This window comes from Streptomyces sp. NBC_01296, assembly GCF_035984415.1.
Classification (GTDB): Bacteria; Actinomycetota; Actinomycetes; order Streptomycetales; family Streptomycetaceae; genus Streptomyces.
The window spans coordinates 8,293,482-8,320,417 of record NZ_CP130720.1 but is presented as its reverse complement, the minus strand read 5'-3'; the positions used below and the strand labels follow the sequence as shown (position 1 = coordinate 8,320,417).

The following is a 26,936-nucleotide window of genomic DNA, read 5'->3' as shown; positions in this document are numbered from 1 at the left end:
GCCACGGGCCCCATCGGCAGCGGCCACCAGGTCCGGGAAACGATCCTGGATCGGGGCGCCGTGCCGGGCCTGGAGCAACGCCCGCCCACCCGGGGGCAGTCGGGGTGAAGCGCCAGCAGCCCGGTCATTCCATGACAGCAGCTGGGGACAACTGCGGGCCTCGCTGGAGCATGCCACCGGTCGGCGCGGGGGCGGCGGTGGAGAGGGAGCAGGCCGCTATCGGGCAGACGCGGGGCCCGGCCGAGCCGGTGCCGCCGTGGACGGACGGCGACATGGGCTGACTTCCTCAGGATGCGGTGGCGTACCGCTTGACCTTGCCCACCAGGAAGTAGGGCACGGTCTGGGAGCCGCCGATAGTCGTCTGGTACGTGGTCGATCCCATGCAGGTCACCCACAGCTCCACCACGTCGTCTTGGACGACGTCTTCGAGGTCGGTGGAGACACCGAGGAAGATTGCGTTGGCGTCGTAGTCAACGTAGCCGTAGCTCGCAGGCCACTTCTTGTCGTAACCGATGCTCGCGCGGAAGGTATTGGTCCCGGTCGCGGAGTCGAACTGGGTGATCTTCCCGAAGAGCCGGTACGACTCGCCCAGGTGGGCGCCGGGGTCCCGAACCGTGGGATGGCTCGAGCAAGTGAAAATCCGTCTCACAGGCCGGTCCCGCAGTCGTCAGGCTGCGCCGTAGCCGAGGTTGGCCTCCTCGCACCCCGGGCCTCGCGGCTCCGCACCATCCCGCAGGGTGCCGCACCGTCCGCTGCGGCCAAGTCCGAACTCACCGCAGCCGCCGCCCCCTTCCGACCAGGTGGTGAGAGGCCGGACCAAGGGGGCCGAATCAGCCGGACGACCCTCAGCGCTCAAGCCCCGTAAGTTCAGCTGCCCGTCCAGGCCGCCGGGACCATCCGCCGACCAGCCCTAGTCGGGGGGCGGGAAGGTCCCGGCGGCGGCCGTGCCGCGCCACCTTGTCCGGATGCACCTCGGGGAACTCGAGGTCCCCGCCGAACCGGGGCTGCGGCCGACCCTGTCTCACTCCTCGCACAGGCCAGTACAGTCCTTCAACAAAATGTGTAACCTCTGCCGGTCGGTGACATCTTTTGCCTGAGAGGCATCGCGTGTACCCATCTCCGGACCAGCCCTACCCTCAGACCCCCGCCAGACGTGCATGGCCTGCGGCGATCGCCGTGATCGCGGTCGTCGCAGCCACCCTGTTCGTGCCCCCGCTCGGCTCCGCGCTGGCGTTCATGGCCCGCTGGGGCAAGGCCGGGAAGGCCGTGGCCGTCTCCGCGGCATCGCTGTGGTTCGTCATCCTGATCGTGGCGGCCTCCGGGCCGGCGCCCAAGTCCCCTGCCGCGAAGCCGCTTCCCGCGCCGACCGTCACCGTCACCGCGACGGCAACGGTCACCGCGACGCCTCAACCAAGCCCGACGCCCACCCCGACCGCGACTGCGACCCCGACGCCGACACCGACACCGACACGAGCCGCGGAGCCAGCCCCCGCCCCGCCCGCCGACCACGGCAACGACGGTTCCTCCTCGGCCAGTGGGCCGAACTCCTCCGGTGACTCAACCTCCGGCGGGTCGTCTTCGGACGGGTCCTCCTCCAACTCCTCATCGTCCGAAGAGGACGGGAGCGCCTACTACAAGAACTGCGCTGCGGCCCGCGCAGCGGGAGCGGCGCCGGTGCGGCGCGGTGAGCCCGGCTACGGCCCCCACCTCGACCGCGACGGCGACGGCGTGGCGTGCGAGTAGGAGCGGACATGAGCGAGAAGACTCCCCTGCCCCCGCCAGGCCTGCCCGGACGCCAACTCGGCAGCTCCTACTTGGGCTTTCCTGCCAGGCCCGCCCCTCCGGCCTGGACCAGCCACCTCGTTCGCGTCGTCCTGGCCCTCCTCGCCATCGGCGTGACGGCGACCGCCGTCGACGGCTACGTACAAGGCGCGGATGCCGGCGAGAACGGGAAAGGAGAATCCTGGTGCCTGACGGCCGGAGCCCTCGAAGACCCCCAATTCGGGATCGCCTGGCGATGGGGATGCTGGGCCGGCGCGGACGATGACGGGGAGTCCGGGATACCCGCCCCGATCCCCTCCATCACCCCGATGAACCCGTAGAGGTATTCGAGAAACGTCGAGTTGAGCACAAGGCCCCCGCCTCCGGCGTATCCGGGGCAAGCAGCCCCGGCTGGGACCCGGTGTGCCGTGTCCCGCGCCTGCGCCGGACAGGCTGAGGGGTCGTCACCGGTGCGGCGACCCCACCCCCATCCGCTTCCACCCATCAGTCGCCCCCTGTCGCCCGCCTCGTCGAGACGCACCCACACCAGAAACAGGATTCAGCCCAGCATGAGCACCAGCGCCATACCCGACGCCGTCACCGCCCACCTCACCGCCGGAGCCACCGACGCCGAGCACCTGCGCAGCGCCCTCGCCGTCCTCGACCGCGTCCTCGCCGACAGCAGCGTTACCGCCGTCACCCCCGCCACCGGCGACGGCCGAGGCGAGAAGTACGTCCGCGTCCGCGGCGTCGATGCCACCGCCTCGGCCGCGTACATCTACCCGTCCGGACGCGTAGAGCTCCGTCTCGACCACGAGGACGCCTCCGAGTACGTCCACCTGGAATGTCTCCGCCTGATCGACACGCAGAACAGCCCCCTGCGCGTCGAGGTCACCGCCACCGACCCCGTCGCGATCCTCGTCGCGACCGAGCTCACCCGCATCGCGCTGGCCAAGCTCGGCAGCTAGCCGACCGCACGCGACCGTGGCCCCCGCAGACAGACACCATTGCCGTGCCGATGGTGTTCGCGTGATCGGTGGGCCGACCACCGGCGTCAGGGCCGACGGCGTCGCCGCAGGGGCGTCAGGCGGTCAGTTCATCCAGCAGTCGCCGGACGCGGTCCTCGATCTGGTCCCGGATCGGACGGACGGCCTCCAGGCCCTGCCCGGCGGGGTCGTCGAGCTTCCAGTCGAGGTACCTCTTGCCGGGGAAGACAGGGCAAGCGTCGCCGCAGCCCATGGTGATCACGACGTCGGATGCCTGGACGGCCTCGACCGTCAGCACCTTCGGGGTCTGGGCGGAGATGTCGATACCGACCTCGGCCATCGCTTCGACGGCAGCCGGGTTCACGGCGTCGGCAGGCGCCGATCCGGCGGAGCGGACCTCGACCATCGCGACGGCCGGGCCCGCAGCGACGGCCGGGACGGCGGAGACCTGCTGCGGAGCCACCGCCTGCTGCACGCCTGCCGAGGAGGCCGCCGACCCCCACACCACGCTCAGCGAGGCAAAGGCAACCGCAGGCTGCGGCTGCCAGGACTGAACAACCCGGACGCCGCACTGACGGTGGCGTCGCGCGGCCCGGCTCGGCCGTTCCGCCCTCGAGGCCAACGCAGCGGCCTCGGGGGCGCGAGCCGCCGACGCCACACGTGAAAGGGCGCACCGTCGCTCCGCTCGACGGGCACGGTGCCGCGACGGAGGATGAGAACTGTGATGACGGTTCTGGTGGTCGGCGTACCGGAAGGCGAGGAGCTGGAGCGGTTGCGGTCGCGGATCCAGCGCAACCCCCACTTCCAGGTCATCTCCCATGCCCACACGCCCGACATCGCCCTGGCGCACGCCCGGATCCTGCTCCCCGACATCACCGTGCTCACCCTGTCCGGCGGCTTCCGCGACAACCCGGCCGCACTCGGCATCTTCCACGGGGTACGCGCCCTGGACCCGCCGAGCGGGGTCGTGCTCCGTACGAAGGCCGGCTCGGCCCCCGGAGACCTCGACGTCCTCACCGTGGACGGGGCCGTCCACCTGGTCCGCGCGGGCGACGAGGACGGACTGATGCGCGCCCTGCGCACGATCGGCCTGCGCCGCGCAACCTGCGACCCGGATCAAATGCCCTGACGCTGACGCTCGGGCATCTGCTCGCCCATGACCCAGGCAAGGACGACCGGCGCGTCTTCCGCCTCGACCGGATATCCGACCCCGCCGCCGTCCGGAGAGAGCCGTTCGATGGAATCGGCCGCCACGGCCCGTCCCATCCCGGCGTTTGTGGCGATGCATGGAGGGTAGCCGCCGCCTGCCCCGGAGTACGCGGCCCCTGTCGCTCGTAGGGAGCCTGTGTGAGCACCTCTGGTTCTGGGTCGGCCGATACCGCTGAGGACTGGAACAACGGCTCCTACGCGGCGGCGATGCATGCCCGGCGGGGCGATCTGTCGCTGCGCGACGCGGATGGTTGGTGCTGCCCCCTGGATGTCGAGAGGTGGTGTGCGCGAGCGGATGCCGGTGATCACGCCGTGCTGCGCCGCTGCAAGGGGCGCGTACTGGACATCGGGTGCGGGGCCGGCCGACTGGTCGAGGCGCTGCTCCACCGCGGGCACTGCGCACTCGGGATCGACGTGTCGCCGTCCGCCGTGATCACTACGGTGCGCCGGGGTGGCGCCGCACTGCGCCGTTCGGTGTTCGACCCGATCCCTGACGAGGGCACGTGGGGAACGGCCCTGCTCATCGACGGGAACATCGGCATCGGCGGCGACCCCTGCAGGCTCCTGCGGCGGATCAGGGACCTTGTCCACGGCCATGGGCTGCTGATCGTGGAGACCGCTTCCGGCGATGCAGACGAGCGCCGTCGCGTCCGGATCCACGCGGGACAGCATGCTGTGAGCGGCGTCTTCCCCTGGGCGGTAGTGGGCGCTGCGGCTCTGGGCCGGTACGCCCAGGTATCGGGTTGGAGGACGGTCGAGCGGTGGACGGCCGGTGAGCGGCGTCACTTCGTGGCGCTGCGTGCTCGCCGCTGACGTCGTTCCGCTCGTCGCCGGGGCCTCGATTCATTCCACCTGCGGACGAGGAAGGTCGCTGCCGAGGCGGCGAAGAGGGCAGCGGTGATCAGCAGCCAGCGCCCCAGGAACACGTCCGCCGGGAGTGCCGTGGCCGCCGTGTAGTGGCCGACCCGGCGCAGGATCAGCGGCCACCAGACCAGCAGCAGAAGCCCCGAAACGAAGGCCGGAACCCGCACGTAGTTGACGCTTGGCCTCGGCACCCCCTCCTCAGGGCCCGTCCGACCCGCGAACAGGAGCTGCGCCGCCCGGTCGGTCACCGAGTACAAGGGGAGGAGCACGAGGTCGTGGAGGAGCGCCGCCCCGACGAACCACAAGGCAACGCCCACGGTGTCGCCCTTGAGCAGCCGCACGCCGGCGTAGGCGGCGAGGGCGAAGGAGGCCAGCACGAGCAGCAGGTGGAGGGGGGAGGCTCCGTAACGTCGACGAAAGGCGTTCGTACTGCTCACTCCGGCCCTCCGAAGGTGAGGCGCGTGACCCACTTGGTGTTGTGGACGCCGGGTGCGCCGGGGACGATCACGCGGGCCGGGTAGCCGTGGTCCGCGGACAGGACCGCCCCGTTGACGCGAACGGCCAGCAATGAGCGGTGGTCGCGTACCTGGTTGTCTCGCAGGACGACCGAGCTGAACGACCCTCCGCGCTGCACCGATTCCACCAGTGCCTGTGGGGTGTCCGTACCTTGTCCGACGAGGGCTGCCAGATCGGTCAGGCGCACGCCGCTCCACAGCTGGTCGGGGGTCGACCAGCCCTCCACGCAGGCGATGGGCAGGGCCGCCTCGTGCTGTTCCATGGCCAGCAGCTCCTTGCGGGTGAGGATGACCTGGCGGCCTGGCGCCCGTACGGTCAGCCGCCAGGCGGGGCCGGTGTCGCTCGCCCGGATACCGACGGACGCCGCGGTCTTGTTGATCTGGAAGCCGTTCGGCCCGGAACCGGGGTCCTGGCCGTGCGGGGCGAGCAGCGCGGTCCGGCGCCACCAGCCGCCCACGCTCTGCCCCGCCGTCACCACGAACAGCGCCAGGGACCCGAGCCCGACCATGCCCAGGGCGCCCCGGCGGGAGATGGTCGGCGGCGCCGGCCGGGGCGAGACCAGCCCGGCCGCCTCGTCCGTGCCGGCCTCGGGCCGGACCGGACCGGCCCTGACAGCGCGGAGTGCTCGCGGCAGACGGGAGGCCACGTGCACGACGAAGGCGCCGATGAACACCCACGCCCCGTAGAAGTGCAGGACGTAGAAGGATCCCGGGAAGATGTAGTGCAGCTGCACGTTGAGGATGCCGGTGACGAACTCGAAGCCGGCGCCGCCCACCAGGAGCAGCAGGGACAGGCGCTCGATGCCGTGACTGACCGACCGCACCGGCGGCCACTCGAACAGCTTGGGGATGACCGACCACAGCTTCGCCAGCAGCACCGGCACGAGGACGATGCCCAGGACCACGTGGACGCCCTGGTTCACCCGGTAGAGCCAATACGGCGAGGTCGGCCAAGAGAACAGGTAGAAGCCGAGCCACCCCTTGTCGGGCGTCTGGTCATTGACCCGCGCCAGGTCCGGGTTGTAGGCGGCGTAAGACAGCAGCCCGGTCACGAACAGGACCGTCACGCCGACGAGCAGGATCAGGCCGAAGACCGCGGTCAGCCACGGCCCCCTCAGCGGGCTGCGCCAGAACTCCGGACGCGTCGGCCCCGGCGGAGGCCCTGGCGGCACGACAGAACGCAGAACCTCACGCACCCGCTTCCGGCCGTTCCGCCCCTCTTCGCCAGCGGCTGAGGCGGTGGCCGGAGCGCTTGCCACCGGACGCGGCTCCCCCTGTTGCTGTGGCTTCCGACCACCCGACGCCGACGGGCGTGACATGCCACCAGGCTCATCCCGACCGCCATCGTTCGGACTCACTGGGACACCTCCGCGCACACCCGAGCTATCGGACACCCTTCACTGAGCAGAACATGCCGTACGTGGGACGACGACCAGTCGTGCGACACGCCATACGGTTCCGTCGGCCGGAGGACAGGGGGCGGTCCTGCCGCAGTGGGGCGGCGGCTGGCCAACCACATCCCGATCCCCCAAGGCACTTGGCCCCTTCCAGAGGATCGAAGCGTGCAGACTGGTGCGCAGGCCTTGGGGCCGGATGACGTCGAGCGCGGTGATCCCGAGGCGTGTCTCCGTGGCACGTGGACCGTGGGCGGCTGCATCCGGCGCGCCGGTGTCCCGGCGCCGTGCCAGCCACAGTCGCAGCAGGCGGTGGCCCACATCGCGGACTACGACGCCGTGCACGACCACATCCTGGTCATGTCCGACTTCCTCTCGTGCGGCGTCATCAAGCGCTACCCCACGAAATTCGGAGGGAACGCGCACACCAAGTGGGACGCACTCTGCCCGTAACGGCTCCCGGGACCACCGCTCCGCTCCCCGCCGGAGCGACGGCTCCGCGTCGTGGCACTGGCGGGCCTTGGATGCGACAGGCCCCCTCGACCTGCTGGTCGAGGGGGCCTGTCGTGTTGGTAGCGGGGACAGGATTTGAACCTGCGACCTCTGGGTTATGAGCCCAGCGAGCTACCGAGCTGCTCCACCCCGCGTCGGTAGGACAAGCGTACGGCATGCGAGCGGCGCCGCCCGACGCTTTCCCGCCCGGCCTGCCCGGCCTGCCCAGGCCGGCGCGGCGCCCGCACCGGACAACTCAGCTGCCAGGATGGCCGGGTGAACCGAAACAGCGGGGCGATCTTCTCGGACGACGCCATCCGTCTCCCGCAAGACGGATGGCCGTCGGACTGCCTGCTCACCGCGACGGCCATCCGGGACGCCGACCCCGATGCGGCCCCGCCTGAGATACGCACGGTGTCGGGGGACACGGTCTTCGTCCCGTCCTTGCAGCGCGCCGAACTGGAGCGGTTCTGCGCGACTCACGAGATCCGGCTGACGCGCCGGCCGGACGTGTGGGGCTCCTTGCTCGAACCGTTTCTGGACACCTCGTTCACCGCCGAACAGCAGGCGGGGACCATAGAACGGCTGGCCCGGGCCGGCCTGGCGGCGGCCGAGGTGGCCCGCATCCGGGGCCAGGTCGGGCCGCTCATGCTGGCCTACAACTCCGTGCACTGGGACTGGCACCACCTCGGGCTTGCCGACCTCCTCGACGCCGCCTGCGGCAGCGTGGTTCCCGAGCACTTGAGGATCGGTCCGACGGACAGGGCAGCGTTCCACGCCTGGGCCATGGAGATCGCCGACCGCCCGAACAGCGCCTGACGCGGACCGCGATGCTGTACGACGCCCTGCATCCGAGATCACCCAGCCGGGCAGCCCGGGCAGCCCGGGGAAGATCCTCGTCGGCCTCGCCCGAGCTGGCCCTTTGCGACGCCTGCGGCCTCGACGCGCTCTTCCCGACCACGGACCCTGCCCCCAGGACGCGGTGCCTGACCTTTCGGCCGCGGCCACACCAGGCGGCGTGCAGCGGAGTCCCCCGAACGGCCTAGCACCCCCGCCCCGCACGGGCGGTGCGGGCTGGTCCGTGTCACGGTGGCAGGGCGATGAGAGGTCCACTCACGTGGAGCCCGGCCGGTCGAGGATGCCCCGGCCGGGCCCCACAACGGACCAGGAGCGCACTCCCCCTTCCGGCCCGGATGACCCATCCCCGTTGCCCTCTCCCATCGGCGGGGATCGGACAGATGACCGACATCCAGACCACCGGCACGTCCCATCGCGACCAGCCGCCGCACACGCGAAGATGCCCGGACCCACCCCCGACGACCCACGGCTGGAGAACACCGTGCTGGAACGCAAGCAGCTCAAGGACCGAACCCCAGTCGCCTTCGTCCTGCCCGAAAGCACCCCCGAAGGGCCAGTCAGCATGGTCCGAGACTTCAACCACAGGAACCCCGCCCACAGCACGCACTCCTTCCGCTACCTCGCTGCCGGCGACTACTGGTTCGACGACCCGAGTGCCGACGGACACGACGGCGCCACCAGCCACATCCACATCTGAACCACCCCGGGCCAGCGCGAGACGACGCTTCGAGCACTGCGACCGCCCGGTCAGGCGCCCGGGGATCACTGACTCCGGTTCGAGACATGGCGGCACGACAACGCTGCCGCCCGCGTCAGCGGCACGTACCCCGTACCCGTAGGGCCGCGCCCGATCGCATCTCTGCCGGGATTCGTCAGACGCCGCGGGACCGTGCAGCCAACCGCACGCAGCCGGCCGTGTTCGTCCGGGCGGCCGAGGACGAGGAGTCGCGGCTGGATATGCGTGCGGGCGACGGCGCCGGTGATCGCTTCGGTGGTGTACCGCTTGGCCCTTCGAGGCGCGGCTACGGGGCGGGGGTGTGCTCCACCTCGGTACCGCCGCTGTCGGCCGCGATGTCCGGCAGCCGCTGCCGCTCGGGTGCGTCCCCCGCCAGGCCCAGGGCGTTTCGTATCAGCGGCAGGAGACCTCACCAAGCCATCGCGCATGCTGACGGACGCGCGCTGCGTCCTCGGGGAAGTAGCTCGCCCAGTCCTCGTTCAGGGACGTCCAGGCCGCCGGCTGTCCGCTCTCGGTCACCAAGGGCGTTGACGCACTCACGATCGCAACGAACGACAGTCCAAGAGTTGCCGGCCACTCGGCGCGGTAGGAACGCACCGTCGCCGCGGCAGGTTCGGGCAGCAGTTCCACCTCGATGCCGGTCTCCTCGAAGAGCTCGCGGCGCGCTCCTTCCCGGGGTGTTTCACCCGGCTCGACGCGCCCGCCCGGCGGAACCCAGCCACGCCAACGGTGATGAACCAGCAGCACCCGAGCGAGATCCTCGTCGAAGACCCACACTTCTGCGGCGAGCGGCCCCGAGGGCCCCTGGCCGACGGTCGTCAGCCACTGGCCGGCACCGTCGAACTCCATTTTCGCCAGCCGGACATCAGCGGCCGCGGCCTCTGCCACCCGGTGGTCAAACGCATCACGAATCACCGGGTCACCGTAGAGCGAGGGTCTGACAACGCGTCTGACAACGCGATGCCTTCGGACAACGTCCCAGGCTCCGACGCGACACTCAGACGCAGGTCACCGACGAGCCGAACACCGCGAGGTCAGTAAACGGGCCGATGCAGCCCACCCTTGAGTACGATCGGGCTCGAGCGGCGGGCCGTGCGCCGGCAGGCCGGCGCGCTCATCGCACGCCCCCTGAGGCCGGAGAAGGCACGGGTTCAGCCCGCGCAGACGCCAAGGCGGCGCTCGGCGCCCTGTCCGGCTTCGTGCCTTGTCGGCCGGGGCTGGTCCTGGGGGCTGTCGTACCGCTGGCCCCCGGCAGCGTGGCTGCCGGGCAGGGCCGCACCAAAATCGGAATGCCGGAGCGCCGTCACTTTGTGACACTAGCCCGGTGATCAATATGCCTGCAGCTGCACTGGACTCGTTGTCCGGGCTCGCCTTCGGTGATGCCTTCGGTGACCGCTGGTTCGGCATCCTGCGCCGCGAAGGCCCCGCAGCCCTGGAGGCACGGATCCTGCCCCCGGAGCCGGTGTGGCAGTGGAGCGACGACACCGCCCAGGCGCTCGTTCTCGTCCGTGAACTCGCCGATGGCGGCGGCACCGTCGACCAGGACCGCCTCGCCCTGCGCCTCGCCGAGGCTTACGCCGACGACACGCACCGCGGCTACGGAGCCTCGATGCACGACGTGCTCCGCCGGATCGGCACGGGCGAGCCCTGGCGGGAGGTCGTCGCCGGACAGTTCGGCGGCCAGGGCTCCTGGGGCAACGGCGCGGCCATGCGCGTCGCCCCGCTCGGCGCCTGGCACGCCGCCGACCTCGACACCGTCGCCGAACAGGCCGCCCGCCAGAGCAAGGTCTCGCATCACCACCCGGAAGCGGTCGTTGCAGCCGTGGCGGTAGCCCTCGCCGCGGCGCTGGCAACGCGCAGCCGGGGCGGACCCGCGCCGGCACGTCCGGACTTCCTCCAAGCGGTCGCAGCACGGCTGCCCGACAGCGACGTCCGGTCGGCAGTGCGGGTCGCGGCCCGCATGTCGGCACACACCTCGGTTCGGCACGCCGCCAGCGTCCTGGGCTCCGGATACCGAATGTCAGGGCCTGACACCGTCCCCTACGCCCTCTGGTGCGCGGCAGCTCACCTCGACGACCTGCACGAGGGCCTGTGGTCCACCGTCACCGGGCGCGGCGACATCGACACCACCTGCGCCATCGTGGGCGGGGTGATCGCCGCTCGCACGGGCGTCGCCACGCTTCCGCCCGCCTGGCACGCAGCCCGTGAACCGCTGCCGCCATGCGTGCCGGAGTAGAAGCTGAGCTGGTACAGCCATCAGCCGGCCCGGTAGTTCGGGGACGCGACGGCCTGGCCCGCGCCGGCAGCGCCGTTCAACAGGTTCTGGGCGCAGCACAGGACAGCACCCGGCACGCTCGTTTCCCGGGGCGCAGACCTGATCGCCTTCTCCGTCGCTGAAGGACTTTCCGTGGCCTGGCTCGACCTTTCAGAGAGGCCAGCTCCACCGTCGTCATGGGCAACATGGGGGTGGGAGGGCTGGCCTGAGGACCGTTCAGCATGGTTCCCGGCAACGGCAGTTGCTCTCGGTGTCTGCCGCAGCTGCACGGAGCCCCCGGCTTCCGTTCGCGGTTCCGCCACGGTGACGTCCTCGCGAACGGGGCGGTTCTCCTATGCTCCGGCTGATCGCACTGACTTACACCGTCAGGTCCGGAAACAGGCGCACAACAGCGCGGGCCGCCGGAACAGGACCAGCATCCCGGCAGGGCACCCGGGAAGCTGTGACCAGTCGACATCGGTGCAGCCCAGCAGTGCGGGATGGTCGCATGTTGCTCGCTCCATGTGCGGATATTCGCGGAGGAACCGATCGACGGCAGCCTCTTTGGCCGCCGCATCCATCACACACAGCTCTCTGCCCCTGCCCCCACGGCACCTCCCCGAACGACGTCCTCAGGACGGAACTCTTCCCGGGTCGGGTATCGAACGCAAACGCCAAGACCAGCAGCTGACACCTCCCACCCAGGGAGTAGCGGCTTACCAGGCCGGCACCGGATTCCGGGACAACCCTGAGCGGGGTCCGAAGGCGAATCTGAAGCCCTGCAGCACCTCCAACGGTTTGCGGACGGCGGCGGCCCTGACCCGCTGGATCCGTTGCCCGGCCCCGCGTGGAAGTCAGTGGACCAACGGATCAGGTCGGGACACGACTGGTTTCGCGTACGAAAATCCGTCACCCGAAGTGGCCTGGGTTCATGGAATCGACCGACATCTGCTTGACCGATGAACCTGCGGCAACGTAGCTTCGACCGCACCGACTCGAGAGCTACGACTGGAAGGGGGCGAAACCGGATGTCGACCGTCTCCGAGCTGCTTCGCCTCGCACACCAGATCGCCTGGGCTCCCGGTCGTGTAGCACACGGCTGCTAAGCAGCCCCCTTCCCGGCGTGCCTGATTACGGCCCCGGCACCTTCCTCTCTCCGTCACCATCTGCGGCACGTCGTTGCGTGCCGATTTGTCGCGCTCGGCGTTATCGAGCTGCGACCACTGAAAGAGAAAGCTCCTGAAATGGCGACTTGGACAGTCACATCGACCGCGCGCCGAAATGCGAGTGCGCCATGGTAGCGGCGCGGATCACGGTCAACGGGAAAGAAACACCGATTTCACCGGCTGCACCCCACACCACCGCGCTGGATTTTCTGCGCGAGCGTGGCCTCACCGGCACCAAGGAGGGCTGCGCCGAGGGTGAATGCGGCGCCTGTTCCGTCCTGGTGGCCCGTCCCGGGGTGAACAAACCCACTGACTGGGTGGCGGTCAACGCCTGCCTGGTCCCGGTCGCGGCGCTCGACGGTCAGGAGGTCATCACCTCCGAAGGTCTCGCCACCGCCGGTGAGTCCGGCGCGCCTGCAGCGTTGCACCCCGTGCAGGAGGAGATGGCCGTCCGCGGCGGCTCCCAATGCGGTTACTGCACACCGGGATTCATCTGCAGCATGGCCTCCGAGTACTACCGGCCCGACCGCTGCGCGCACCCGGACTCGGCCGACGGCCCTGACACCGGTACCGGCACCGGCACCGATACCGAGCACGGTCCGAACGGCTTCGATCTGCACGCGCTGAGCGGAAACCTGTGCCGCTGCACCGGCTACCGCCCGATTCGCGACGCCGCGTTCGCCGTCGGTACACCCACGGCGAACGACCCTCTGGCCCAGCGTCGCGAGCAGTCCCCGCCCGAACCGGTCTGCACCGAGTACACCCGGGACGACAGCACGTTCCTGCGGCCCGACACCCTGGCCGAGGCCCTGCAGCTGCTGCGCGAGCGGACCGACGCGGTGGTCGTCGCCGGCAGCACCGACTGGGGTGTGGAGGTGAACATCCGCTCCCGCCGGGCGAATTGCGTGATCGCGGTCGACCGCCTGCCCGAACTGCGGGAGATGCGGGTCGAATCCGACCACATCGAGATCGGTGCGGCGCAGACGCTCACAGAGATCGAACGCCGCCTCGACGGCAGCGTCCCGCTGCTGGCAGGGCTGTTCCCCCAGTTCGCATCCCGGCTCATCCGCAACAGTGCGACCCTCGGCGGCAATCTGGGTACCGGGTCCCCCATCGGTGACAGCCCGCCGGTACTGCTCGCGCTGGAGGCATCGGTGGTACTCGCCGACGCCGACGGTGAGCGCGAGGTCCCCCTCTGCGACTATTTCACCGGTTACCGGCAGAGCGTGCGCCGTCCCGGCGAGCTGATCCGCGCGGTGCGCATCCCCCTGCCGCTGTCACCCCTCACGGCCTTCCACAAGATCGCCAAACGGCGCTTCGACGACATCTCCAGCGTGGCGATCGCTTTCGCGCTCGACATCGAGGACGGGATCGTGCGCAAGGCACGCATCGGCCTGGGCGGCGTGGCCGCCACCCCGATCCGCGCCCTCGCCACCGAGGCGGCCCTGGAGGGCAAGCCGTGGGCGGCGAAGACCGTCGAGGCCGCGTCCCAGGTGCTGCAGGCCCAGGGCACGCCCATGGACGATCACCGCGCCAGCGCCGGATACCGCTCCGCGATGCTCGGCCAGAGCCTGCTGAAGCTGTACGCGCAAACCACCGAGGCGGTGTCGTCATGAGCCATTTGTCCGAACGCCCCGAAATGCCCGTCGTCGGCGTTTCCATGCCGCACGAGAGCGCCAACCTGCACGTCACCGGCGCCGCGCTGTACACCGATGACCTGGTCCATCGCACCAAGGACGTACTGCACGCCTACCCGGTCCAGGTCATGAAGGCCCATGGCAGGATCACCGCGCTGCGCACCGAGCCCGCGCTCGCCGTGCCCGGTGTGGTCCGTGTGCTGACCGGTGCCGACGTACCGGGCGTCAACGACGCCGGCATGAAGCACGACGAACCGCTGTTCCCCGATGAGGTCATGTTCCACGGCCACGCCGTCGCTTGGGTGCTCGCCGAGACCCTGGAGGCGGGCCGGCTCGGTGCGGCGGCCGTCGAGGTGGAACTCGACGAACAGCCCTCCGTGATCACGTTGCAGGAAGCGATCGCGACGAACAGTTTTCACGGCGCCCGACCCTTGATGCTGACCGGCGACGTCGATGCCGGCTTCGACGACTCCGCGCACGTGTTCACCGGCGAGTTCCAGTTCTCCGATCAGGAACACTTCTATCTCGAGACGCACGCCGCGCTGGCCCACGTCGACGAGGGCGGGCAGATGTTCGTCCAGAGCAGCACCCAGCATCCCTCGGAGACGCAGGAGATCGTCGCGCACGTGCTCGGCCTGCACAGCCACGAGGTGACCGTGCAGTGTCTGCGGATGGGCGGCGGCTTCGGCGGCAAGGAGATGCAGCCCCACGGATTCGCGGCCGTCGCCGCGCTCGGCGCCAGGCTCACCGGCCGGCCGGTCCGGGTGCGGCTCAACCGGACCCAGGACCTGACCATGTCCGGCAAGCGCCACGGCTTCCACGCCACGTGGAAGATCGGCTTCGACGCCGAGGGCCGCATCCAGGCCCTGGACGCCACCTTGACCGCGGACGGCGGCTGGAGCCTGGACCTGTCCGAGCCCGTCGTGGCCCGCGCCCTTTGCCACATCGACAACACCTACTGGATCCCCAACGCGCGCATCGCCGGCCGCATCGCCAGGACCAACAAGGTCTCCAACACCGCCTTCCGCGGCTTCGGCGGACCGCAGGGCATGCTGGTGATCGAGGACATCATGGGCCGGTGCGCGCCGCTGCTCGGCCTGGATCCGATGGAGTTGCGCGAACGCAACTTCTACCAGCAGGGCCACTCGACACCGTACGGACAGCGGGTTCTGCACCCCGAACGGATCTCCACCGTCTGGCGCCAGGTGAAGGACGACGCCCGCATCGCCGACCGCAGGGCCGAGATCGGTGCCTTCAATGCCGCGCACCCGCACACCAAGCGGGCGCTCGCGATCACCGGGATCAAGTTCGGCATCTCGTTCAACCTCACCGCCTTCAACCAGGCCGGCGCGCTGGTGCTGATCTACAAGGACGGCTCGGTCCTGATCAACCACGGCGGCACCGAAATGGGGCAGGGCCTCCACACCAAGATGCTGCAGGTGGCCGCGACCACACTGGGCATTCCGCTGCACAAGGTGCGGCTGGCCCCGACGCGCACCGACAAGGTGCCCAACACCTCCGCAACCGCCGCCAGTGCCGGGGCGGACCTCAACGGTGCGGCGGTGAAGAACGCCTGCGAGCAGTTGCGCGGGCGGCTGCTGCAGGTGGCCGGAACCCAGCTGGGTGCGAACGCCTCGGACGTGCGCATCGTCGAAGGCTTCGCACGCGTCCTCGGCAACGACAGTGCGCTGGCGTGGGACGACCTGGTGCGCACGGCGTACTTCCAGCGGGTCCAGTTGTCGGCGGCCGGTTTCTACCAGACCGAGGGCCTGCACTGGGACGCGAAGGCGTTCCAGGGCTCGCCGTTCAAGTACTTCTCCTACGGTGCCGCCGCGACCGAGGTGGAGGTGGACGGCTTCACCGGCGCATACCGGATCCGGCGCGTGGACATCGTGCACGACGTCGGCGACAGCCTCTCCCCCATGATCGACATCGGTCAGGTCGAGGGCGGTTTCGTGCAGGGCGCGGGCTGGCTCACGCTCGAGGACCTGCGGTGGGACGCAGGCGACGGGCCGAACCGCGGTCGGCTGCTGACCCAGGCCGCGAGCACCTACAAACTGCCGAGTTTCTCGGAGATGCCCGAGGAGTTCAACGTCAGGCTGCTGGAGAACGCCACCGAGGAGGGGGCGGTGTACGGCTCCAAAGCGGTGGGTGAGCCTCCGCTGATGCTGGCCTTCTCGGTGCGAGAAGCGCTGCGGCAAGCGGCCGGGGAGTTCGGGCCCTGCGGAGCCAGCGTGGAGCTCGCCTCCCCCGCGACACCGGAGGCGGTGTACTGGGCGATCGAAGCAGCCCGCAAGGGGGGCGTGCGGCACGAGGGCCGCGCCCCCGGCGGCAGCGAGGTCCCCGTCGACGCAAGTGCTTTGAGCAATGCCTGACATGAGCTGGGTGGCCGCGGTCGCGCGGTTGCGTGCACGCCGGGAACCCGGCGTGCTCGTGACCGTCGCGACCGTGCGCGGCCACGCACCCCGCCGGGCCGGTGCCAAACTCGTCGTCGGACGGACCGAGACCTGGGGGTCGATCGGCGGCGGCAACATCGAGGCCGTGGCCATCGATCGGGCGCGCGAGCTGTACGGCACAGCCGGTCCGGAGCCGGAGCCGGAGCCGGAGCTGATGGAATTCGCCCTCAACGACAAGGTCACCGGCCGGCACGGCGTGCAGTGCTGCGGCGGAGCCGTCACCGTACTGCTCGAACCGCTGCCGGTGGTCCAAGCGGTGGCGGTCTTCGGCGTCGGGCACGTGGGACTGGAACTGGCCCGCATCCTGGCCCGCCACCACCTCGACCTGCACCTGATCGACACCCGACCCGACATGCTCACCGCCGAACGACTCGGCGTACTCGCGGACGCGGTGGCGCAGATCCACGTGCACCACACCCCACTGCTTCCGGAGGAGGTGCTCGCGGAGCTACCCCCCGGCACCCACGTCCTGATCATGACCCACGATCACGCCGAGGACGCCGCACTGTGCGACGCCGCACTGCGCACCGCCGGGCTCGGCTCGATCGGATTGATCGGCTCGTCCGCCAAATGGGCGCGGTTCCGGCAACGCCTGGCCACCGAGGGCGGCCACGACGCCGCCACCATCGACCGGATCAAGACCCCGATCGGAATCGCCGAGATCACCGGCAAGGAACCCGCCACGATCGCGGTGAGCGTCGCGGCAGACCTACTCCGGTCCTTCGAACAGGCCCGCCACCGGGCCGTGCCGAACCCGGTCGCGGCGGTGCCGTACGCTCCGGTCGCCGGAAGCGCGTGAGACGGTAAGTACCTCGCGCTGATGCTGCTCCTCCTCGCCACCACCGGATTCCACGCCCGGGCCATGGCAGCCGCCGAGGAGTACGAGAACGACTCTGTCGGGACCCGGAGTTCCTCCCCTGCCGCCGCCGGCCGCCCCGTTCGTTGTGGGTGCGGCGGTTGTCACCGACCGCTGCGCCGGCAGGGTCATCGCCACCTCTGTTCTACGCCCCGGCCGAGCGGCGCGGCAGCGCCGGCTGCGAAGACGCGAAATCGCATCTGCCGCGATGCGGAGGGGCCCGGGGGCGCGCGCGGGCGTCGGCCGCGCAGCCTGCCCGCCGATCATGCATCTACGCTTGTGCCCCGTCAGATCGTCGATCGAGACGACTGACCGGTCGTGGAACGGAGCATGTGGTGCCAGCGGGCAAAGAGGCGCAAGAGAACGACGGAGACCTGGTCGGCAAGGTACTCGGGGGGCGCTACCGGGTGTCCTCCGTGATCGGCCGCGGCGGCATGGGAGTGGTCGCGCGGGCCGTCGACGAACTGCTCGCACGGGAGGTCGCCGTCAAGGTCCTGCGGGCCTACACCGACGCGAGCGAGTCCGAACTGGCCCACCTGCGCACCCGGATGGAGCGCGAGGCGCAGGCAGCCGCCCGCATCCGGCACAGCGGGGTGGTCACCGTGCACGACGTGACCCAAGAACAGGGCCTGCCGGTCATCGTCATGGAACTCGTCGACGGACCCTCGCTCGACGACGTGGTGGCGCAGCGCGGCGCGCTCGACCCGTACGAGGCCGCCGCGATCGGCGCCCAGCTCATGGGCGCGCTCGACGCCGCGCACCAAGCAGGTGTCCTGCACCGGGACGTGAAGCCGGGCAACGTGCTGCTCGAGCGGGGTGGCCGGGTCGTACTCACCGACTTCGGCATCGCCACCATGGAAGCCTCCGACGACGCGGCCATGGCGAAACTGACCCGCAGCGGTCAGCTGGTCGGCTCGCTCGACTACTTGCCGCCGGAGCGCGCGCAGGGCAGGGAGCCCGGCCCGGCCTCGGACATCTGGTCCCTCGGGATGACCCTGTACGCGGCGGTGGAGGGCGTCTCGCCGTTCCGCCGCACCTCGGTGTGGTCCACGCTGGCCGCGATCGTCGCCGAACCGCTGCCCGAGCCCCGGCGGGCAGGGCCGCTCGCCCCGGTGCTGCTGGCGCTGATGGCGAAGGAGCCGGCGAGCCGGCCCACCGCCGACCAGGCCCGCGCGATGCTGGAGCGGGTGGCGGCGGGCGGGGCCGGAGCGCACCCCGCGCAGCCGGTTCCCGCATCCGGGATACCGGCCCCGACGGCGCCGTCCGTCGTGGCGCCGCCTCTCGGCTTCGGGCCGCCGCCGGTCTTCGGTGATGGGGGCGATGGCGGTGGCGCCGTATCGTCTGTGCAGCCCCATGTCCCGGCTCCCCACAGCGGATTCCCCCCGCCGGGCCATCCGCCGACCGCCGCGCAAGGCTCCGAGGTCGCGGACCGGGCGCGCCGCCGCAGCCGTATCACGATAGCCGCGGCGGCCGTCGCAGTACTCGCCGCCGGCGGTGTCACCTATGCCGTGACTGCGGGGGGCGGCGGCGACCCGGTGCGGGCGGTGGCGCCGACGCCCGTGTCCGGTAGCGACTCCCCGGCCCAGCCGAGCCCCGTACCGACGGGCTGTGCCGGCTGGACCCACAAGGACTCCAAGCCGGGCACCTACGGCTACATTTCCGGCGATCATCACCTGCTGGCCGCGCCGTACCAAAACTGCCCCGCCGGTGCCCTCGTCAAGGACGGCACGAAGCTCTGGTACCAGTGCTACATCGTCAACTCGCACGGGAACCAATGGACGTACGTACGCGTGGACGGCACGAACACCACCGGCTGGCTGTACAACCGCGACCTCACCGGCCAGAAGGGCTCGTCCCCCGCGTGCTAGCCTGCCGCGTCAGCCCCCTCTTCAGCGCGATCAGCCAGTGGACGGTGATGGTGTTCGGGCCGTCTTCCGCGACCCCGAGCACGGCCTGCCGCTCCGCCTCGTCGGCGGCCAAGTGCCGGCGCGGCTTGGTGCAGACCCAGGTCGCGACGTAAGTGCGGTGGCAGGAAGGGTCGCGTCGTTCGCGTACCGCCGACCCAAACGGGCCCTACGCCCTGCATCCCGTCCGGCCCCTTCGCTGCCACGGGTACGACACGAGACGCCGGCCGGGCCCCGTCCGCCGAAGGCCGATGACGGCAAGGCCAAGACCTCCGGCAGCACGCCGGTGGGCGGGGGCCTCCACCAGCAGTTCAAATGACCTCTTCATCGGTTGCCGCCGGCGCGCCCAAGCTGGGTTGGAGCATCCGTTCGACGTGCCGTCCGCTGCCCAGCGTCAGGAGCGGGTGTGGAGGCCGGCCCAGGAGCCGTACCGCTCGAGCACGTCCCGCCAGGCGACCCCTGCGCGGGCCTGGGCAGCAGCGGCGCTGGATGAGTTCCCACTCGGCATCGGACCATTTCATGGCGGCGGATCACCACGCCGTGATCCGCGCAATCCAAGATCACTTTGACGGCAGACCGCGGGACATGGACCCTCAGACCCCGGCCGTGCAGAACACGCACGCCTCCCAGAACGGCAGCGCGTCCAGCACCCGGTGACGCACGCACGAGGCCATCGCGGCCTCCTGCGGCCCGGGCAGGACGCATGAGCCGGCCCTCGCGGTCGCAGGGTCGAACTCCTCCACCATCGACCGGTACGTGCGCAGGTACCCCTCGACCCGGGGCGGCTCGTACGTCAGTTCCTCCCAACGGTGGCGGGTCAGCGCCAGATCGAGGACGCGCAGCAGGAAATCCTTGGCCGCGGCCGCCTCCTGCGGAGTGTCCCCCCAGTCGAGCTCCGCCAGGCCGAAGCCGACCACCCCACGCCCCATCACGTTCTGGTCCTGGAGCGTCAGCAGTGCGGCGAAGCGGAAGTCCCACGTCTCGTGGGCCAGCGCGGACACGGCGAGCATCAGCACGTCCAAGAACACCGCCGTGCCGCCGTTGGTCATCTCCAGGTACTTGCCGTCACCGCCGTCAAACACGTTCATGTCTCGAGAGTAAACAGAGGAGGAGACCACACCCCGCTTCGCCTTCTGACAGAAAGGGTCCAGCAGCGGGATGAGGTGGGTGACGTCGTACCCGCGAGCCAAGTGGCAACCGGCAGAACCCCGGAGTTGGCCCCTCGTACGTAGTTGTCGGCTTGCGGAGAGGGTGTCGTACTCTCCGCTGTCATGGATATGGAACACGCCAGACAGGCCGAAACCTCTGCCCCGGTCCGCGTTGCGCGATTCGACTACACCCCCGCCGCCGCGGACTACGACAAGGCTCTGTGGCGCTACACCTTCCACTCCTGGCCCGGGCGCACCAGGTACCTGCTGCCGCTCTACGCGGCCGCGGCCGCCGCGTTCGCCATCCGGGTGTGGAAGTGGCACTTCGACCAGACGGAGATCATAGTCACGGGCACGATCTGCGCGATCGCGGTGCTCGTCGTACGGCAGTGGTTCCGCAGGCACCGGACGCGGGATCAGTACGCCACCCACGCGGGGCACGGCGCCTGTCTCACCACGCTCAGCGAGGACGGGCTGACCACCACCGGCGCATCCGGACAGACCGTCACCGCCGACTGGAGCTCCTACCCCTGGTGGTTCGAGACGCCCGACCTGTTCGTCCTCACCGGCAGCATGGAGTTCTTCTTCGTACTGCCCAAGCGCGGCGCGGCCTGCCCTGAGGACCTCGACCAGACGCGCGCTCTGTTCACCCAGCGTCTGCGACGCATCTGACCGGCGGCGAAGGGCCGGATGAGCTCCGCTTTCCCCCACCCCTGGCACACGATCCGGGGTCGGGGCCGCGGGTGCCCTCGATGTTCTGCGGCAGCAGGTCATGGTCGAGGGCTTCGCCGGCGGGGCAGGACCGCCCGCGGCGCGGCGGATCCAAACCCGCCGGGCCGCGCTGACGGTCAGTCCAGCCGCTCGGGCATCACGATCCGGCTCGCCCGCTCTCCCGGGCCCGAGATCAAGCACCACGTCCCGCGGTCCAGGATTCCGTCCCTCTCGGGGCCGGCGTCCACCGTTTCGGGGAAGGTCACCTCGGATGCCAGCAGGTCGAAGTCCAGCGGCAGTTCCAGCTCGCAGGCCGCACCGCCGCGAGGGTCCACGATGAAGCCCTCGCGGCCCGGCACGTACCGGTTGCCGTGGGCGAGCAGCAGCTCGACCACGGGCAGCAGGTTGCGCCAGGGCCCTGTGCTTCCCGGATCGCCGGGGGCGATCTCCATCATCGTGTGGCTCTCTCTTTCTCGGTCGCTCTCCGCCGCCGCCCCAGTTCTGCATGGGGTGGTCCCGTGCGGGCGACAGCACCTGCTGCCAGTTCGGCAGTTACGCCTGCGGCAGTGCTCCGGCAGCTCGGGGGTGCGATCCGTCACGAGTACGGAGAGGCCCTGTTGTCGTTGTTGCACCCGGTCGCCTGGAGGGTCCAATGTCGTGACGGCCGCGCGACTGTCGAGATCTTCGACGCCCTCGGGTGCTCGGTCATGCTGGATGCGCTGCATGGCCGGCCAGCACCATGCTAGCTCGGACTGTGTGCCGACAGCCGCCGTGTGATCCGGTCGAACAGTTCCGTCAGCGGCTCGCCGATGTCCCGGCCGAACTCGGTCAGCCCGTAGGTGACCTGAGGCGGCGTCGTCGGCTCGACCTTCCGCCAGACCAGGCCGTCCTGGACCAGCGCGCGCAGGGTCTGGGCGAGCATCTTCTCGCTGATGCCCCGGATGCCATCGCGCAGCTCGTAGAACCGGAGGTCGTTGCTCCGCAAGGAGATCAACACCCAGATACCCCACCTGCTGGTCACATGGTCGACCACATCACGCGCGGGGCAGTCGGTGTGAAACACCTCATACCGTTGCCCCGTCTCGGCCTCGATGAGCTGCGCGCCTTCCATCATGTGAGGAGCTTACCCCCATGTATGTCCTTACCAAAAGTTAGCCCGCCTCCTAGCGTGAATACCACAGCGGACATCGAACAAGGAGCTGATCATGATCGTGGTGACCGGGGCTACCGGGAACGTGGGCCGGCCGTTGACGCGGGCACTGGCCGAGGCGGGCGAGCAGGTGACGGCGGTGTCGCGGCACGCGGCGGCGGCGCCGGACGGTGTCCGCCACATGGTGGCCGATCTTGCCGAGCCGAACGGCCTCGAGCCTGCACTGGCCGGGGCGAAAGCGCTGTTTCTGCTGCTGTCCGGCGACATGCACGCCGTCGGAGCCCACCCGGCCGACATCATCGGCCAAGCCGTGGCCGGCGGGGTCCGCCGAGTCGTCCTGCTCTCCTCGCAGGGCGTGGCGACCAGGCCCTTCGGCACGACACGGATAGTGGTACGAGAAGTGGAGGACGCACTGCGGGAATCCGGCCTGGACTGGGCCATCCTGCGGCCGGGCGGCTTCGCCTCCAACGCCCTGTGGTGGGCCGACTCCGTCCGCACCCGGCGGGTCGTCGCCGCGCCCTTCGGCGATGTCGGGGTGCCGATCATCGACCCGGCGGACATCGCCGACGTCGCGGCGGCCTGCCTTCTGGATGACCGGCACGCCGGCGGCGTGTACGAACTGACCGGCCCGGAGGTGATCACGCCGCGCCAGCAGGCGGAGGCCATCGCCACCGCGCTGGGCTCGCCCGTGCGGTTTGACCACCTCACCCGCGACGAGGCCAGAGCCGCAATGGCCCACAGCATGCCCGTGGAACTCGCCGACGACACCCTGGACATCCTCGGCTCCCCGAGCCCAGCGGAGCTGCGCGTCAGCCCGGACACGCAACGGGTCCTCGGTCGCGCCCCGCGCCCCTTCGCCGACTGGGCGTCCCGCAACGTCGCCGCGTTCCGCTGAAACCGCTCTGCACGCCCGGCGATCCACCGCTGACAGTCGCCGAACCTGATCCGAAGGTGACGCTTACGTGGCCCCCGCCGGGCCAGCCGCCCTCGCCGAAACCCACACACCCCACACCGGACTGGCTCCGCAAGCAGGCAACCTCCCTGGTCCGTCTCGACTCCCCAGACTGCAGTCATAGCGTTTGAGTGAGCCTCCTGACGCGCAAAGCCGCCGTTTCCATTGGAAGCGGCGGCGGCTCTGCGTCCAGCCTCTCCGCGCGGGCTGAGAGAGACCGACCGACACCATCCCGGTGACCAGCACAAACACACCCGCCTCTTCGGCCCTGGCGGACACGTAACCGGCAACGGTGCGAACGGTCGCGCCCTGGGTGCGGAACACCGCCGTGCAGACGTCGTCGATCCTCCGGGTCGAATGCGTACGAGAGATCTCGGAGGACCGCTACCCCAAGCAGTTCGCGACGCAGTCCGGCAGCTGGGCGCCGCCGAGACCGGCACGCGGTGGTGCGAGGATCGAGCGGCAAGCTCGTACACTCACCCGGCGTCGATGTCCGCTTCCTGTGGCGCTACGATCGCCCGGCCGCAGGGCACCCCACCTGCTTGCTCAAGTAGGCGTGGACCCGTCACGACACGGCCTGTGGCACAGACGATCCGAAGCACCTGGGGGCATCCATGTCCGAGCACCGCCGATCACGGCGCGCCCGCGTCCTGACCTGGATAGCCGCAGGTGTGACGCTCGCCGCGACGGCAGCGGTCAGCGCCAACGCCGTGACCTTCAGTGGCGCGGTGGCGGGGCGTGGCCTGCTGGCGCCTTCCCTCTACGCGGGGCGTGTCTTCGACACCTGCACCGCGCCCTCCCTCACTGCGATGAAGGCGTGGCGTTCCGATCAGTTCTACGGTGGTGCGGCCGTCTACATCGGGGGGCAGAACCGCGGCTGTGCTCAGCCGCAACTGACGGCCTCTTGGGTGAAGTCGGTGGACGCGGCCGGCTGGAAGCTCGTGCCGCTCTATGTGGGCGCCCAGCCGCCATGCCAGACCGGCCGCAATCCGGAACGGTTCACCGGCGCCGATGCCGCTGCCGTCGGCACCGCCAACGGCAGCGATGCCGTGGCCAAGGCCTCGGCACTGGGGATGAGGCCGGGCAGCGCCCTCTACCTGGACATGGAACCCTTCGACCTGTCCGACGCCGCCTGCCTCGACGCCGTACTCACCTATGTCCGCGCCTGGGACAGAGCCGTCCGCGCACAGCGCTACTGGCCGGGCATGTACGGATTCACCAGCAGCAGCGCCACTGCAGTGGCGAACGCCCAAGACCGTCGAGACCTCCCCGCCATCCTCTGGTACGCGTTGTGGGACAAGAACGAGACCACCACCGACGACTGGCGCTGGAGCCCCACCCTGTACACCGGCCACCGCCGTGCCCACCAATACGCGGCCAACAGCACCGAGACCCGGGGCGGGGTCACCCTCACCGTCGACCGCAACGCCTGGGACGCCCCAGTCGCGATCATCGCCAAATAGCGGTCAGCTCAGCTCCTGCTTCTGACCCCATGCCGGCCCCGTGAGGGTAGACGGCGCGTGATCGGGGCCGGGAACGTACGCAGGGGTGCGGCGCGCAATGCGCCGCACCCCTGCGTCACTGTCCCGACTGGTTGCCCTCGGGCGACTGCTTGGCTAGCTTCACGATCTGTCGGAGCGAGCGGGCGGTCACGGCAAGCGCCGCAAGCGCGGCCAGCGTCTTGACGACCACCGACAGGTCACTTGTGATCGCACTTGCAGTAAGAGCTGTCACCAGGATGAGCGATATCCAGGGGATCGCCCGCGTGAGGATTCCGTTGTCTCCAAGTGGGTTCTTCATCGTTGGCGGCGAGGTTGCCGTCGATGCCGCGGATGGTGCGGGTGAGCGATCCGGTGGCGGTGTCCTCCACGGTCCAGCGCGGAGAGTCTGTTGTGGCGGTGCCGGCGACGCTCCGTGGCCACCCTGGGATCGTGGCGGAACCGAGTGCTGTGGAGTCACAGGCTGAGGGCGGTGGGGTGCAGCGGTTCGTACAGCGGGAGTTCGGCGCCGCTGGGGAGCCGGATCGCAGTCAGTTTGCCCCAGCGTTGTTCGCTGACCGGGCGGGTGATCTCGACGCCCCGCGCGCGGAACTCGCCGAGCTGCGAATCAAGGTCGTCGCACATCAGGAACAGCTCGTGCTGGGGTGGGCCGTCGGCCGGGTGCACGGCCAGCTCGGCCGGGGGCAGCTTGAAGATCAGCCAGCCGCCACCTGCGTCGACACCAGGAAAGTCGAGGACGTCACGGATGAAGGCACGGTCCGCCTCGGCGTCCTGACTGTAGAGGATGACATGTGCACCGCGGATCATGGCTGGCTCCTGCCCGTCGACGTGCTGGCGGTCGTGTACCCGGCATCCTGGCACGCGAGGTCCAGGAAGGTCTTCGACTGCGTTCGATGACACGACGGCCGAGTTGCATGACAACGGGCACTCAGCGCGGCGGGTCCGGACGGCGACTGGTACGCGTCCCAGGGAAGGTTGAGTGATTCCCAGCGAAGACCGGCAACAGGCAGTGCGGCACTCGGGTGACTCGGCGGCGCGTCATCCCGGCGACCACGAGCCTCCCCCGTGTGATGTGATCGAATCCGGAGTGGTCGGCCCGGCGGGGCCCCTGCCCCGTGCCCGACCGAATACCTGGGGTGTGGTACTTCGCGGCTGCGGCACGTCGACTCCCCCGCTGTTCTGCGCCGCGTACATCGCGCCGTGCCCGCGCCGATGCTCGGGTCAGCGTGAGGTCCGCTGACGTGGTCACCGGCCCTTCCGCGCAGAGCAACGCGTCGGTCAGCTCGAGCAGCGCGTCCCCGCGCACGGGCAGGCTCTCGAAGAAGACGAGATCAAACGTCCTCTTCGGGTCCAACGTGGCGAAGAACTGTCTCGTGCTCGCCCGCGGCGACGAGCCCGTCGATGACCTTGACCATCGCCGGCACACCCGCGTCGCGGACGATGAGGCCGTCCCAGCACCACCAGTAGTCGCCTTCTGGGTCGCCTGCCTGCCGCTGGCGGTCCATGATTCGGTGCACCTCATCGAGAGTGAACACGGTTCCGGACCAGCGATCGCCGTCATCGCGGATGACCCACATATCCACATTGCAGACCTCGTCGAGGTCCTCCCCCGCACCGGGCACGAAGCAGATCTCGTATCCGTCACGCTTGACTCGGTAAAAGGGGCCGTCCCACATGCTCGCTCCCTAGCGCTCTGTCGCACGCCGCCTGTAAGAACCAAGTCAGACGGCCAACCAGTACACCATGCTCCGTCTGAAGGGCGCAGCAGAGACGGCTGGTTGAAGGACAAGCTGAGTCGTGCACGTCAGTTGCAGGCCGAAGGCGCTGTAACACGGACGGTATCAGTGCCCGTTGCTAACGTTCAGAGATGACTCCTGAAGCAACCTTCATCGAAACATCCGAGCTCATGATGGGAGCGCAAATCAGCAGTCCCCAGTCCGGCTGGCCTATGGTCCTCATCCACGGCTTCCCGACATCGCCGAACGTATTCAGAAGCTGGAGCCGAGCGACCCGATCCTCGTCGGCTTCGACTGGGGCGGACACGCAGCCTGTATTGCCGCCGCGCTCTGGCCGGAACGCGTCGGCGGACTGGTCGCGATCGGAGGCAACGAGATCCAGAACATCACAGGCTTCGCCGAGCCGGCAGACCCGCGCACCGAAAGCCGCAGCTGGTATCAGTACTACTTCCACGGGCGAACGCGGGCGCGCCGGTCTGACCAGGTATCGCCGGGAACTCACCGGGCAGCTGTAGGAGGAATGGGAACCTGGACGGGCCGTTGAACCACACGAGTTCGAACGCACGGCCGCAGGCTTCGACCACCCCGACTTCGTCGACTTCGTCATCCACTCGTACCGTCATCGCTTCGGACTCGCGCAGGGCGCCCCCGC

29 protein-coding genes, 1 tRNA gene and 1 pseudogene are annotated in these 26,936 nt (G+C 69.8%); 17 read left to right on the top strand and 14 right to left on the bottom strand.

Annotated features, from left to right (window positions below):
- Positions 1–286: 286 nt before the first annotated feature.
- The gene (locus OG299_RS37825; RefSeq protein WP_327364058.1) at positions 287–649 is read right to left on the bottom strand and encodes a hypothetical protein; all 363 of its coding nucleotides are present in this window, start codon (positions 647–649) and stop codon (positions 287–289) included.
- Between the two features lie 527 nt (positions 650–1,176).
- Between OG299_RS37825 and OG299_RS37820 the strand changes: the two genes are divergently transcribed.
- From OG299_RS37820 to OG299_RS37810, 3 genes are all read left to right on the top strand, one after another.
- Positions 1,177–1,743 (top strand): excalibur calcium-binding domain-containing protein, encoded by a 567-nt coding sequence (locus tag OG299_RS37820; RefSeq protein WP_327364057.1) that lies wholly within the window; start codon positions 1,177–1,179, stop codon positions 1,741–1,743.
- Positions 1,744–1,751: 8 nt separating this feature from the next.
- Positions 1,752–2,102, top strand: a complete 351-nt coding sequence (locus OG299_RS37815) for a hypothetical protein (protein ID WP_266633167.1) — start codon at positions 1,752–1,754, stop codon at positions 2,100–2,102.
- Positions 2,103–2,330: 228 nt separating this feature from the next.
- Positions 2,331–2,729 (top strand): hypothetical protein, encoded by a 399-nt coding sequence (locus tag OG299_RS37810; RefSeq protein ID WP_266633165.1) that lies wholly within the window; start codon positions 2,331–2,333, stop codon positions 2,727–2,729.
- Between the two features lie 115 nt (positions 2,730–2,844).
- Here the strand turns inward: OG299_RS37810 and OG299_RS37805 are convergent, their stop codons facing one another.
- Positions 2,845–3,210: an arsenate reductase ArsC gene (locus OG299_RS37805; RefSeq protein ID WP_327364672.1), complete on the bottom strand. Its 366-nt coding sequence runs from the start codon at positions 3,208–3,210 to the stop codon at positions 2,845–2,847.
- 261 nt (positions 3,211–3,471) lie between these two features.
- Here OG299_RS37805 and OG299_RS37800 point away from each other — a divergent pair, with 261 nt between their 5' ends.
- The gene (locus tag OG299_RS37800; protein ID WP_266633161.1) at positions 3,472–3,876 is read left to right on the top strand and encodes a hypothetical protein; all 405 of its coding nucleotides are present in this window, start codon (positions 3,472–3,474) and stop codon (positions 3,874–3,876) included.
- On the opposite strand, the gene OG299_RS37795 is transcribed toward OG299_RS37800, so the two are convergent.
- Entirely contained in the window at positions 3,864–4,001 is a 138-nt protein-coding gene (locus OG299_RS37795) for a hypothetical protein (protein WP_327364056.1), read from the bottom strand. The genes OG299_RS37800 and OG299_RS37795 overlap by 13 nt on opposite strands.
- A gap of 93 nt (positions 4,002–4,094) precedes the next feature.
- On the opposite strand from OG299_RS37795, the gene OG299_RS37790 reads away from it, so the two are divergent.
- A complete protein-coding gene (locus tag OG299_RS37790) occupies positions 4,095–4,769 on the top strand; it encodes a class I SAM-dependent methyltransferase (protein WP_266633159.1) in 675 nt (224 codons plus the stop codon).
- Here OG299_RS37790 and OG299_RS37785 read toward each other — a convergent pair.
- Both OG299_RS37785 and OG299_RS37780 read right to left on the bottom strand, forming a co-directional pair.
- A complete protein-coding gene (locus tag OG299_RS37785; RefSeq protein WP_266633157.1) occupies positions 4,739–5,257 on the bottom strand; it encodes a hypothetical protein in 519 nt (172 codons plus the stop codon). The genes OG299_RS37790 and OG299_RS37785 overlap by 31 nt on opposite strands.
- On the bottom strand, positions 5,254–6,507 hold the full coding sequence (locus OG299_RS37780; protein WP_266633155.1) for a molybdopterin-dependent oxidoreductase: 1,254 nt from the start codon (positions 6,505–6,507) through the stop codon (positions 5,254–5,256). Before OG299_RS37780 ends, OG299_RS37785 begins: the two co-directional genes overlap by 4 nt.
- A gap of 390 nt (positions 6,508–6,897) precedes the next feature.
- On the opposite strand from OG299_RS37780, the gene OG299_RS37775 reads away from it, so the two are divergent.
- The gene (locus OG299_RS37775) at positions 6,898–7,182 is read left to right on the top strand and encodes a hypothetical protein (RefSeq protein ID WP_327364055.1); all 285 of its coding nucleotides are present in this window, start codon (positions 6,898–6,900) and stop codon (positions 7,180–7,182) included.
- A 117-nt stretch (positions 7,183–7,299) separates the two neighbouring features.
- Here OG299_RS37775 and OG299_RS37770 read toward each other — a convergent pair.
- Positions 7,300–7,376 (bottom strand) — tRNA-Met (locus OG299_RS37770).
- 121 nt (positions 7,377–7,497) lie between these two features.
- Between OG299_RS37770 and OG299_RS37765 the strand changes: the two genes are divergently transcribed.
- Together OG299_RS37765 and OG299_RS37760 are read left to right on the top strand one after the other, a co-directional pair.
- Entirely contained in the window at positions 7,498–8,040 is a 543-nt protein-coding gene (locus OG299_RS37765; RefSeq protein WP_327364054.1) for a hypothetical protein, read from the top strand.
- A gap of 478 nt (positions 8,041–8,518) precedes the next feature.
- Positions 8,519–8,776 carry an early set domain-containing protein gene (locus tag OG299_RS37760; RefSeq protein WP_327364053.1) on the top strand — a complete coding sequence of 86 codons (258 nt, stop codon included), beginning with the start codon at positions 8,519–8,521 and terminating at the stop codon, positions 8,774–8,776.
- Positions 8,777–9,208: 432 nt separating this feature from the next.
- On the opposite strand, the gene OG299_RS37755 is transcribed toward OG299_RS37760, so the two are convergent.
- Positions 9,209–9,730 (bottom strand): NUDIX domain-containing protein, encoded by a 522-nt coding sequence (locus OG299_RS37755; protein ID WP_323179098.1) that lies wholly within the window; start codon positions 9,728–9,730, stop codon positions 9,209–9,211.
- Positions 9,731–10,148: 418 nt separating this feature from the next.
- On the opposite strand from OG299_RS37755, the gene OG299_RS37750 reads away from it, so the two are divergent.
- The 5 genes from OG299_RS37750 to OG299_RS37730 all read left to right on the top strand — a co-directional run bounded on the left by OG299_RS37750 (position 10,149) and on the right by OG299_RS37730 (position 19,052).
- Positions 10,149–11,051, top strand: coding sequence for an ADP-ribosylglycohydrolase family protein (locus OG299_RS37750; protein WP_327364052.1), 903 nt, complete (start codon positions 10,149–10,151; stop codon positions 11,049–11,051).
- Between the two features lie 1,312 nt (positions 11,052–12,363).
- Positions 12,364–13,851, top strand: coding sequence for a xanthine dehydrogenase small subunit (locus OG299_RS37745; RefSeq protein WP_327364671.1), 1,488 nt, complete (start codon positions 12,364–12,366; stop codon positions 13,849–13,851).
- Entirely contained in the window at positions 13,848–16,247 is a 2,400-nt protein-coding gene (gene xdhB / locus OG299_RS37740; protein WP_327364051.1) for a xanthine dehydrogenase molybdopterin binding subunit, read from the top strand. Before OG299_RS37745 ends, xdhB begins: the two co-directional genes overlap by 4 nt.
- A gap of 1 nt (position 16,248) precedes the next feature.
- Complete coding sequence (gene xdhC / locus OG299_RS37735; protein WP_327364050.1) at positions 16,249–17,127, top strand: xanthine dehydrogenase accessory protein XdhC; 879 nt, start codon at positions 16,249–16,251, stop codon at positions 17,125–17,127.
- A gap of 392 nt (positions 17,128–17,519) precedes the next feature.
- Complete coding sequence (locus tag OG299_RS37730; RefSeq protein ID WP_405705267.1) at positions 17,520–19,052, top strand: serine/threonine-protein kinase; 1,533 nt, start codon at positions 17,520–17,522, stop codon at positions 19,050–19,052.
- A gap of 629 nt (positions 19,053–19,681) precedes the next feature.
- Here the strand turns inward: OG299_RS37730 and OG299_RS37725 are convergent.
- Positions 19,682–20,176 carry a hypothetical protein gene (locus tag OG299_RS37725; RefSeq protein ID WP_327364048.1) on the bottom strand — a complete coding sequence of 165 codons (495 nt, stop codon included), beginning with the start codon at positions 20,174–20,176 and terminating at the stop codon, positions 19,682–19,684.
- 183 nt (positions 20,177–20,359) lie between these two features.
- Here OG299_RS37725 and OG299_RS37720 point away from each other — a divergent pair, with 183 nt between their 5' ends.
- Positions 20,360–20,908, top strand: a complete 549-nt coding sequence (locus OG299_RS37720; protein WP_327364047.1) for a YcxB family protein — start codon at positions 20,360–20,362, stop codon at positions 20,906–20,908.
- A 176-nt stretch (positions 20,909–21,084) separates the two neighbouring features.
- Here OG299_RS37720 and OG299_RS37715 read toward each other — a convergent pair whose 3' ends face one another.
- Both OG299_RS37715 and OG299_RS37710 read right to left on the bottom strand, forming a co-directional pair.
- Positions 21,085–21,402, bottom strand: coding sequence for a hypothetical protein (locus tag OG299_RS37715; RefSeq protein WP_327364046.1), 318 nt, complete (start codon positions 21,400–21,402; stop codon positions 21,085–21,087).
- A 287-nt stretch (positions 21,403–21,689) separates the two neighbouring features.
- Entirely contained in the window at positions 21,690–22,061 is a 372-nt protein-coding gene (locus tag OG299_RS37710; protein WP_266633135.1) for a winged helix-turn-helix transcriptional regulator, read from the bottom strand.
- Between the two features lie 91 nt (positions 22,062–22,152).
- Here OG299_RS37710 and OG299_RS37705 point away from each other — a divergent pair, with 91 nt between their 5' ends.
- Together OG299_RS37705 and OG299_RS37700 are read left to right on the top strand one after the other, a co-directional pair.
- Complete coding sequence (locus tag OG299_RS37705; RefSeq protein ID WP_266633133.1) at positions 22,153–22,992, top strand: SDR family oxidoreductase; 840 nt, start codon at positions 22,153–22,155, stop codon at positions 22,990–22,992.
- A 671-nt stretch (positions 22,993–23,663) separates the two neighbouring features.
- Positions 23,664–24,512 carry a glycoside hydrolase domain-containing protein gene (locus OG299_RS37700; RefSeq protein WP_327364045.1) on the top strand — a complete coding sequence of 283 codons (849 nt, stop codon included), beginning with the start codon at positions 23,664–23,666 and terminating at the stop codon, positions 24,510–24,512.
- Between the two features lie 115 nt (positions 24,513–24,627).
- Here OG299_RS37700 and OG299_RS37695 read toward each other — a convergent pair whose 3' ends face one another.
- The 4 genes and pseudogenes from OG299_RS37695 to OG299_RS37680 all read right to left on the bottom strand — a co-directional run bounded on the left by OG299_RS37695 (position 24,628) and on the right by OG299_RS37680 (position 26,224).
- The gene (locus OG299_RS37695) at positions 24,628–24,849 is read right to left on the bottom strand and encodes a hypothetical protein (protein WP_327364044.1); all 222 of its coding nucleotides are present in this window, start codon (positions 24,847–24,849) and stop codon (positions 24,628–24,630) included.
- A 155-nt stretch (positions 24,850–25,004) separates the two neighbouring features.
- Positions 25,005–25,355, bottom strand: a complete 351-nt coding sequence (locus OG299_RS37690; RefSeq protein ID WP_266633129.1) for a VOC family protein — start codon at positions 25,353–25,355, stop codon at positions 25,005–25,007.
- Between the two features lie 339 nt (positions 25,356–25,694).
- Positions 25,695–25,902, bottom strand: a pseudogene (locus tag OG299_RS37685) (NF041680 family putative transposase); the annotation flags it as partial.
- Entirely contained in the window at positions 25,880–26,224 is a 345-nt protein-coding gene (locus OG299_RS37680) for a hypothetical protein (protein WP_327364043.1), read from the bottom strand. The gene OG299_RS37680 and the pseudogene OG299_RS37685, both read right to left, overlap by 23 nt.
- Positions 26,225–26,444: 220 nt before the next feature.
- On the opposite strand from OG299_RS37680, the gene OG299_RS42865 reads away from it, so the two are divergent.
- The gene (locus tag OG299_RS42865) at positions 26,445–26,828 is read left to right on the top strand and encodes an alpha/beta fold hydrolase (protein ID WP_442817606.1); all 384 of its coding nucleotides are present in this window, start codon (positions 26,445–26,447) and stop codon (positions 26,826–26,828) included.
- The last annotated feature ends 108 nt before the right edge of the window (positions 26,829–26,936 follow it).

What these genes read in the sequence shown, in the direction of transcription:
- xdhB (WP_327364051.1), top strand. Translation starts at nt 13,848, where the DNA reads ATGAGCCATTTGTCCGAACGCCCCGAAATGCCCGTCGTCGGCGTTTCC.
- OG299_RS37800 (WP_266633161.1), top strand. Translation starts at nt 3,472, where the DNA reads ATGACGGTTCTGGTGGTCGGCGTACCGGAAGGCGAGGAGCTGGAGCGG.
- OG299_RS37745 (WP_327364671.1), top strand. Translation starts at nt 12,364, where the DNA reads ATGGTAGCGGCGCGGATCACGGTCAACGGGAAAGAAACACCGATTTCA.
- OG299_RS37815 (WP_266633167.1), top strand. Translation starts at nt 1,752, where the DNA reads ATGAGCGAGAAGACTCCCCTGCCCCCGCCAGGCCTGCCCGGACGCCAA.
- OG299_RS37705 (WP_266633133.1), top strand. Translation starts at nt 22,153, where the DNA reads ATGATCGTGGTGACCGGGGCTACCGGGAACGTGGGCCGGCCGTTGACG.
- OG299_RS37700 (WP_327364045.1), top strand. Translation starts at nt 23,664, where the DNA reads ATGTCCGAGCACCGCCGATCACGGCGCGCCCGCGTCCTGACCTGGATA.
- OG299_RS37680 (WP_327364043.1), bottom strand. Translation starts at nt 26,224, where the DNA reads ATGTGGGACGGCCCCTTTTACCGAGTCAAGCGTGACGGATACGAGATC.
- OG299_RS37715 (WP_327364046.1), bottom strand. Translation starts at nt 21,402, where the DNA reads ATGATGGAGATCGCCCCCGGCGATCCGGGAAGCACAGGGCCCTGGCGC.
- OG299_RS37695 (WP_327364044.1), bottom strand. Translation starts at nt 24,849, where the DNA reads ATGAAGAACCCACTTGGAGACAACGGAATCCTCACGCGGGCGATCCCC.
- xdhC (WP_327364050.1), top strand. Translation starts at nt 16,249, where the DNA reads ATGAGCTGGGTGGCCGCGGTCGCGCGGTTGCGTGCACGCCGGGAACCC.
- OG299_RS37710 (WP_266633135.1), bottom strand. Translation starts at nt 22,061, where the DNA reads ATGATGGAAGGCGCGCAGCTCATCGAGGCCGAGACGGGGCAACGGTAT.
- OG299_RS37750 (WP_327364052.1), top strand. Translation starts at nt 10,149, where the DNA reads ATGCCTGCAGCTGCACTGGACTCGTTGTCCGGGCTCGCCTTCGGTGAT.
- OG299_RS37810 (WP_266633165.1), top strand. Translation starts at nt 2,331, where the DNA reads ATGAGCACCAGCGCCATACCCGACGCCGTCACCGCCCACCTCACCGCC.
- OG299_RS37720 (WP_327364047.1), top strand. Translation starts at nt 20,360, where the DNA reads ATGGATATGGAACACGCCAGACAGGCCGAAACCTCTGCCCCGGTCCGC.
- OG299_RS37690 (WP_266633129.1), bottom strand. Translation starts at nt 25,355, where the DNA reads ATGATCCGCGGTGCACATGTCATCCTCTACAGTCAGGACGCCGAGGCG.
- OG299_RS37760 (WP_327364053.1), top strand. Translation starts at nt 8,519, where the DNA reads ATGCCCGGACCCACCCCCGACGACCCACGGCTGGAGAACACCGTGCTG.
- OG299_RS37725 (WP_327364048.1), bottom strand. Translation starts at nt 20,176, where the DNA reads ATGAACGTGTTTGACGGCGGTGACGGCAAGTACCTGGAGATGACCAAC.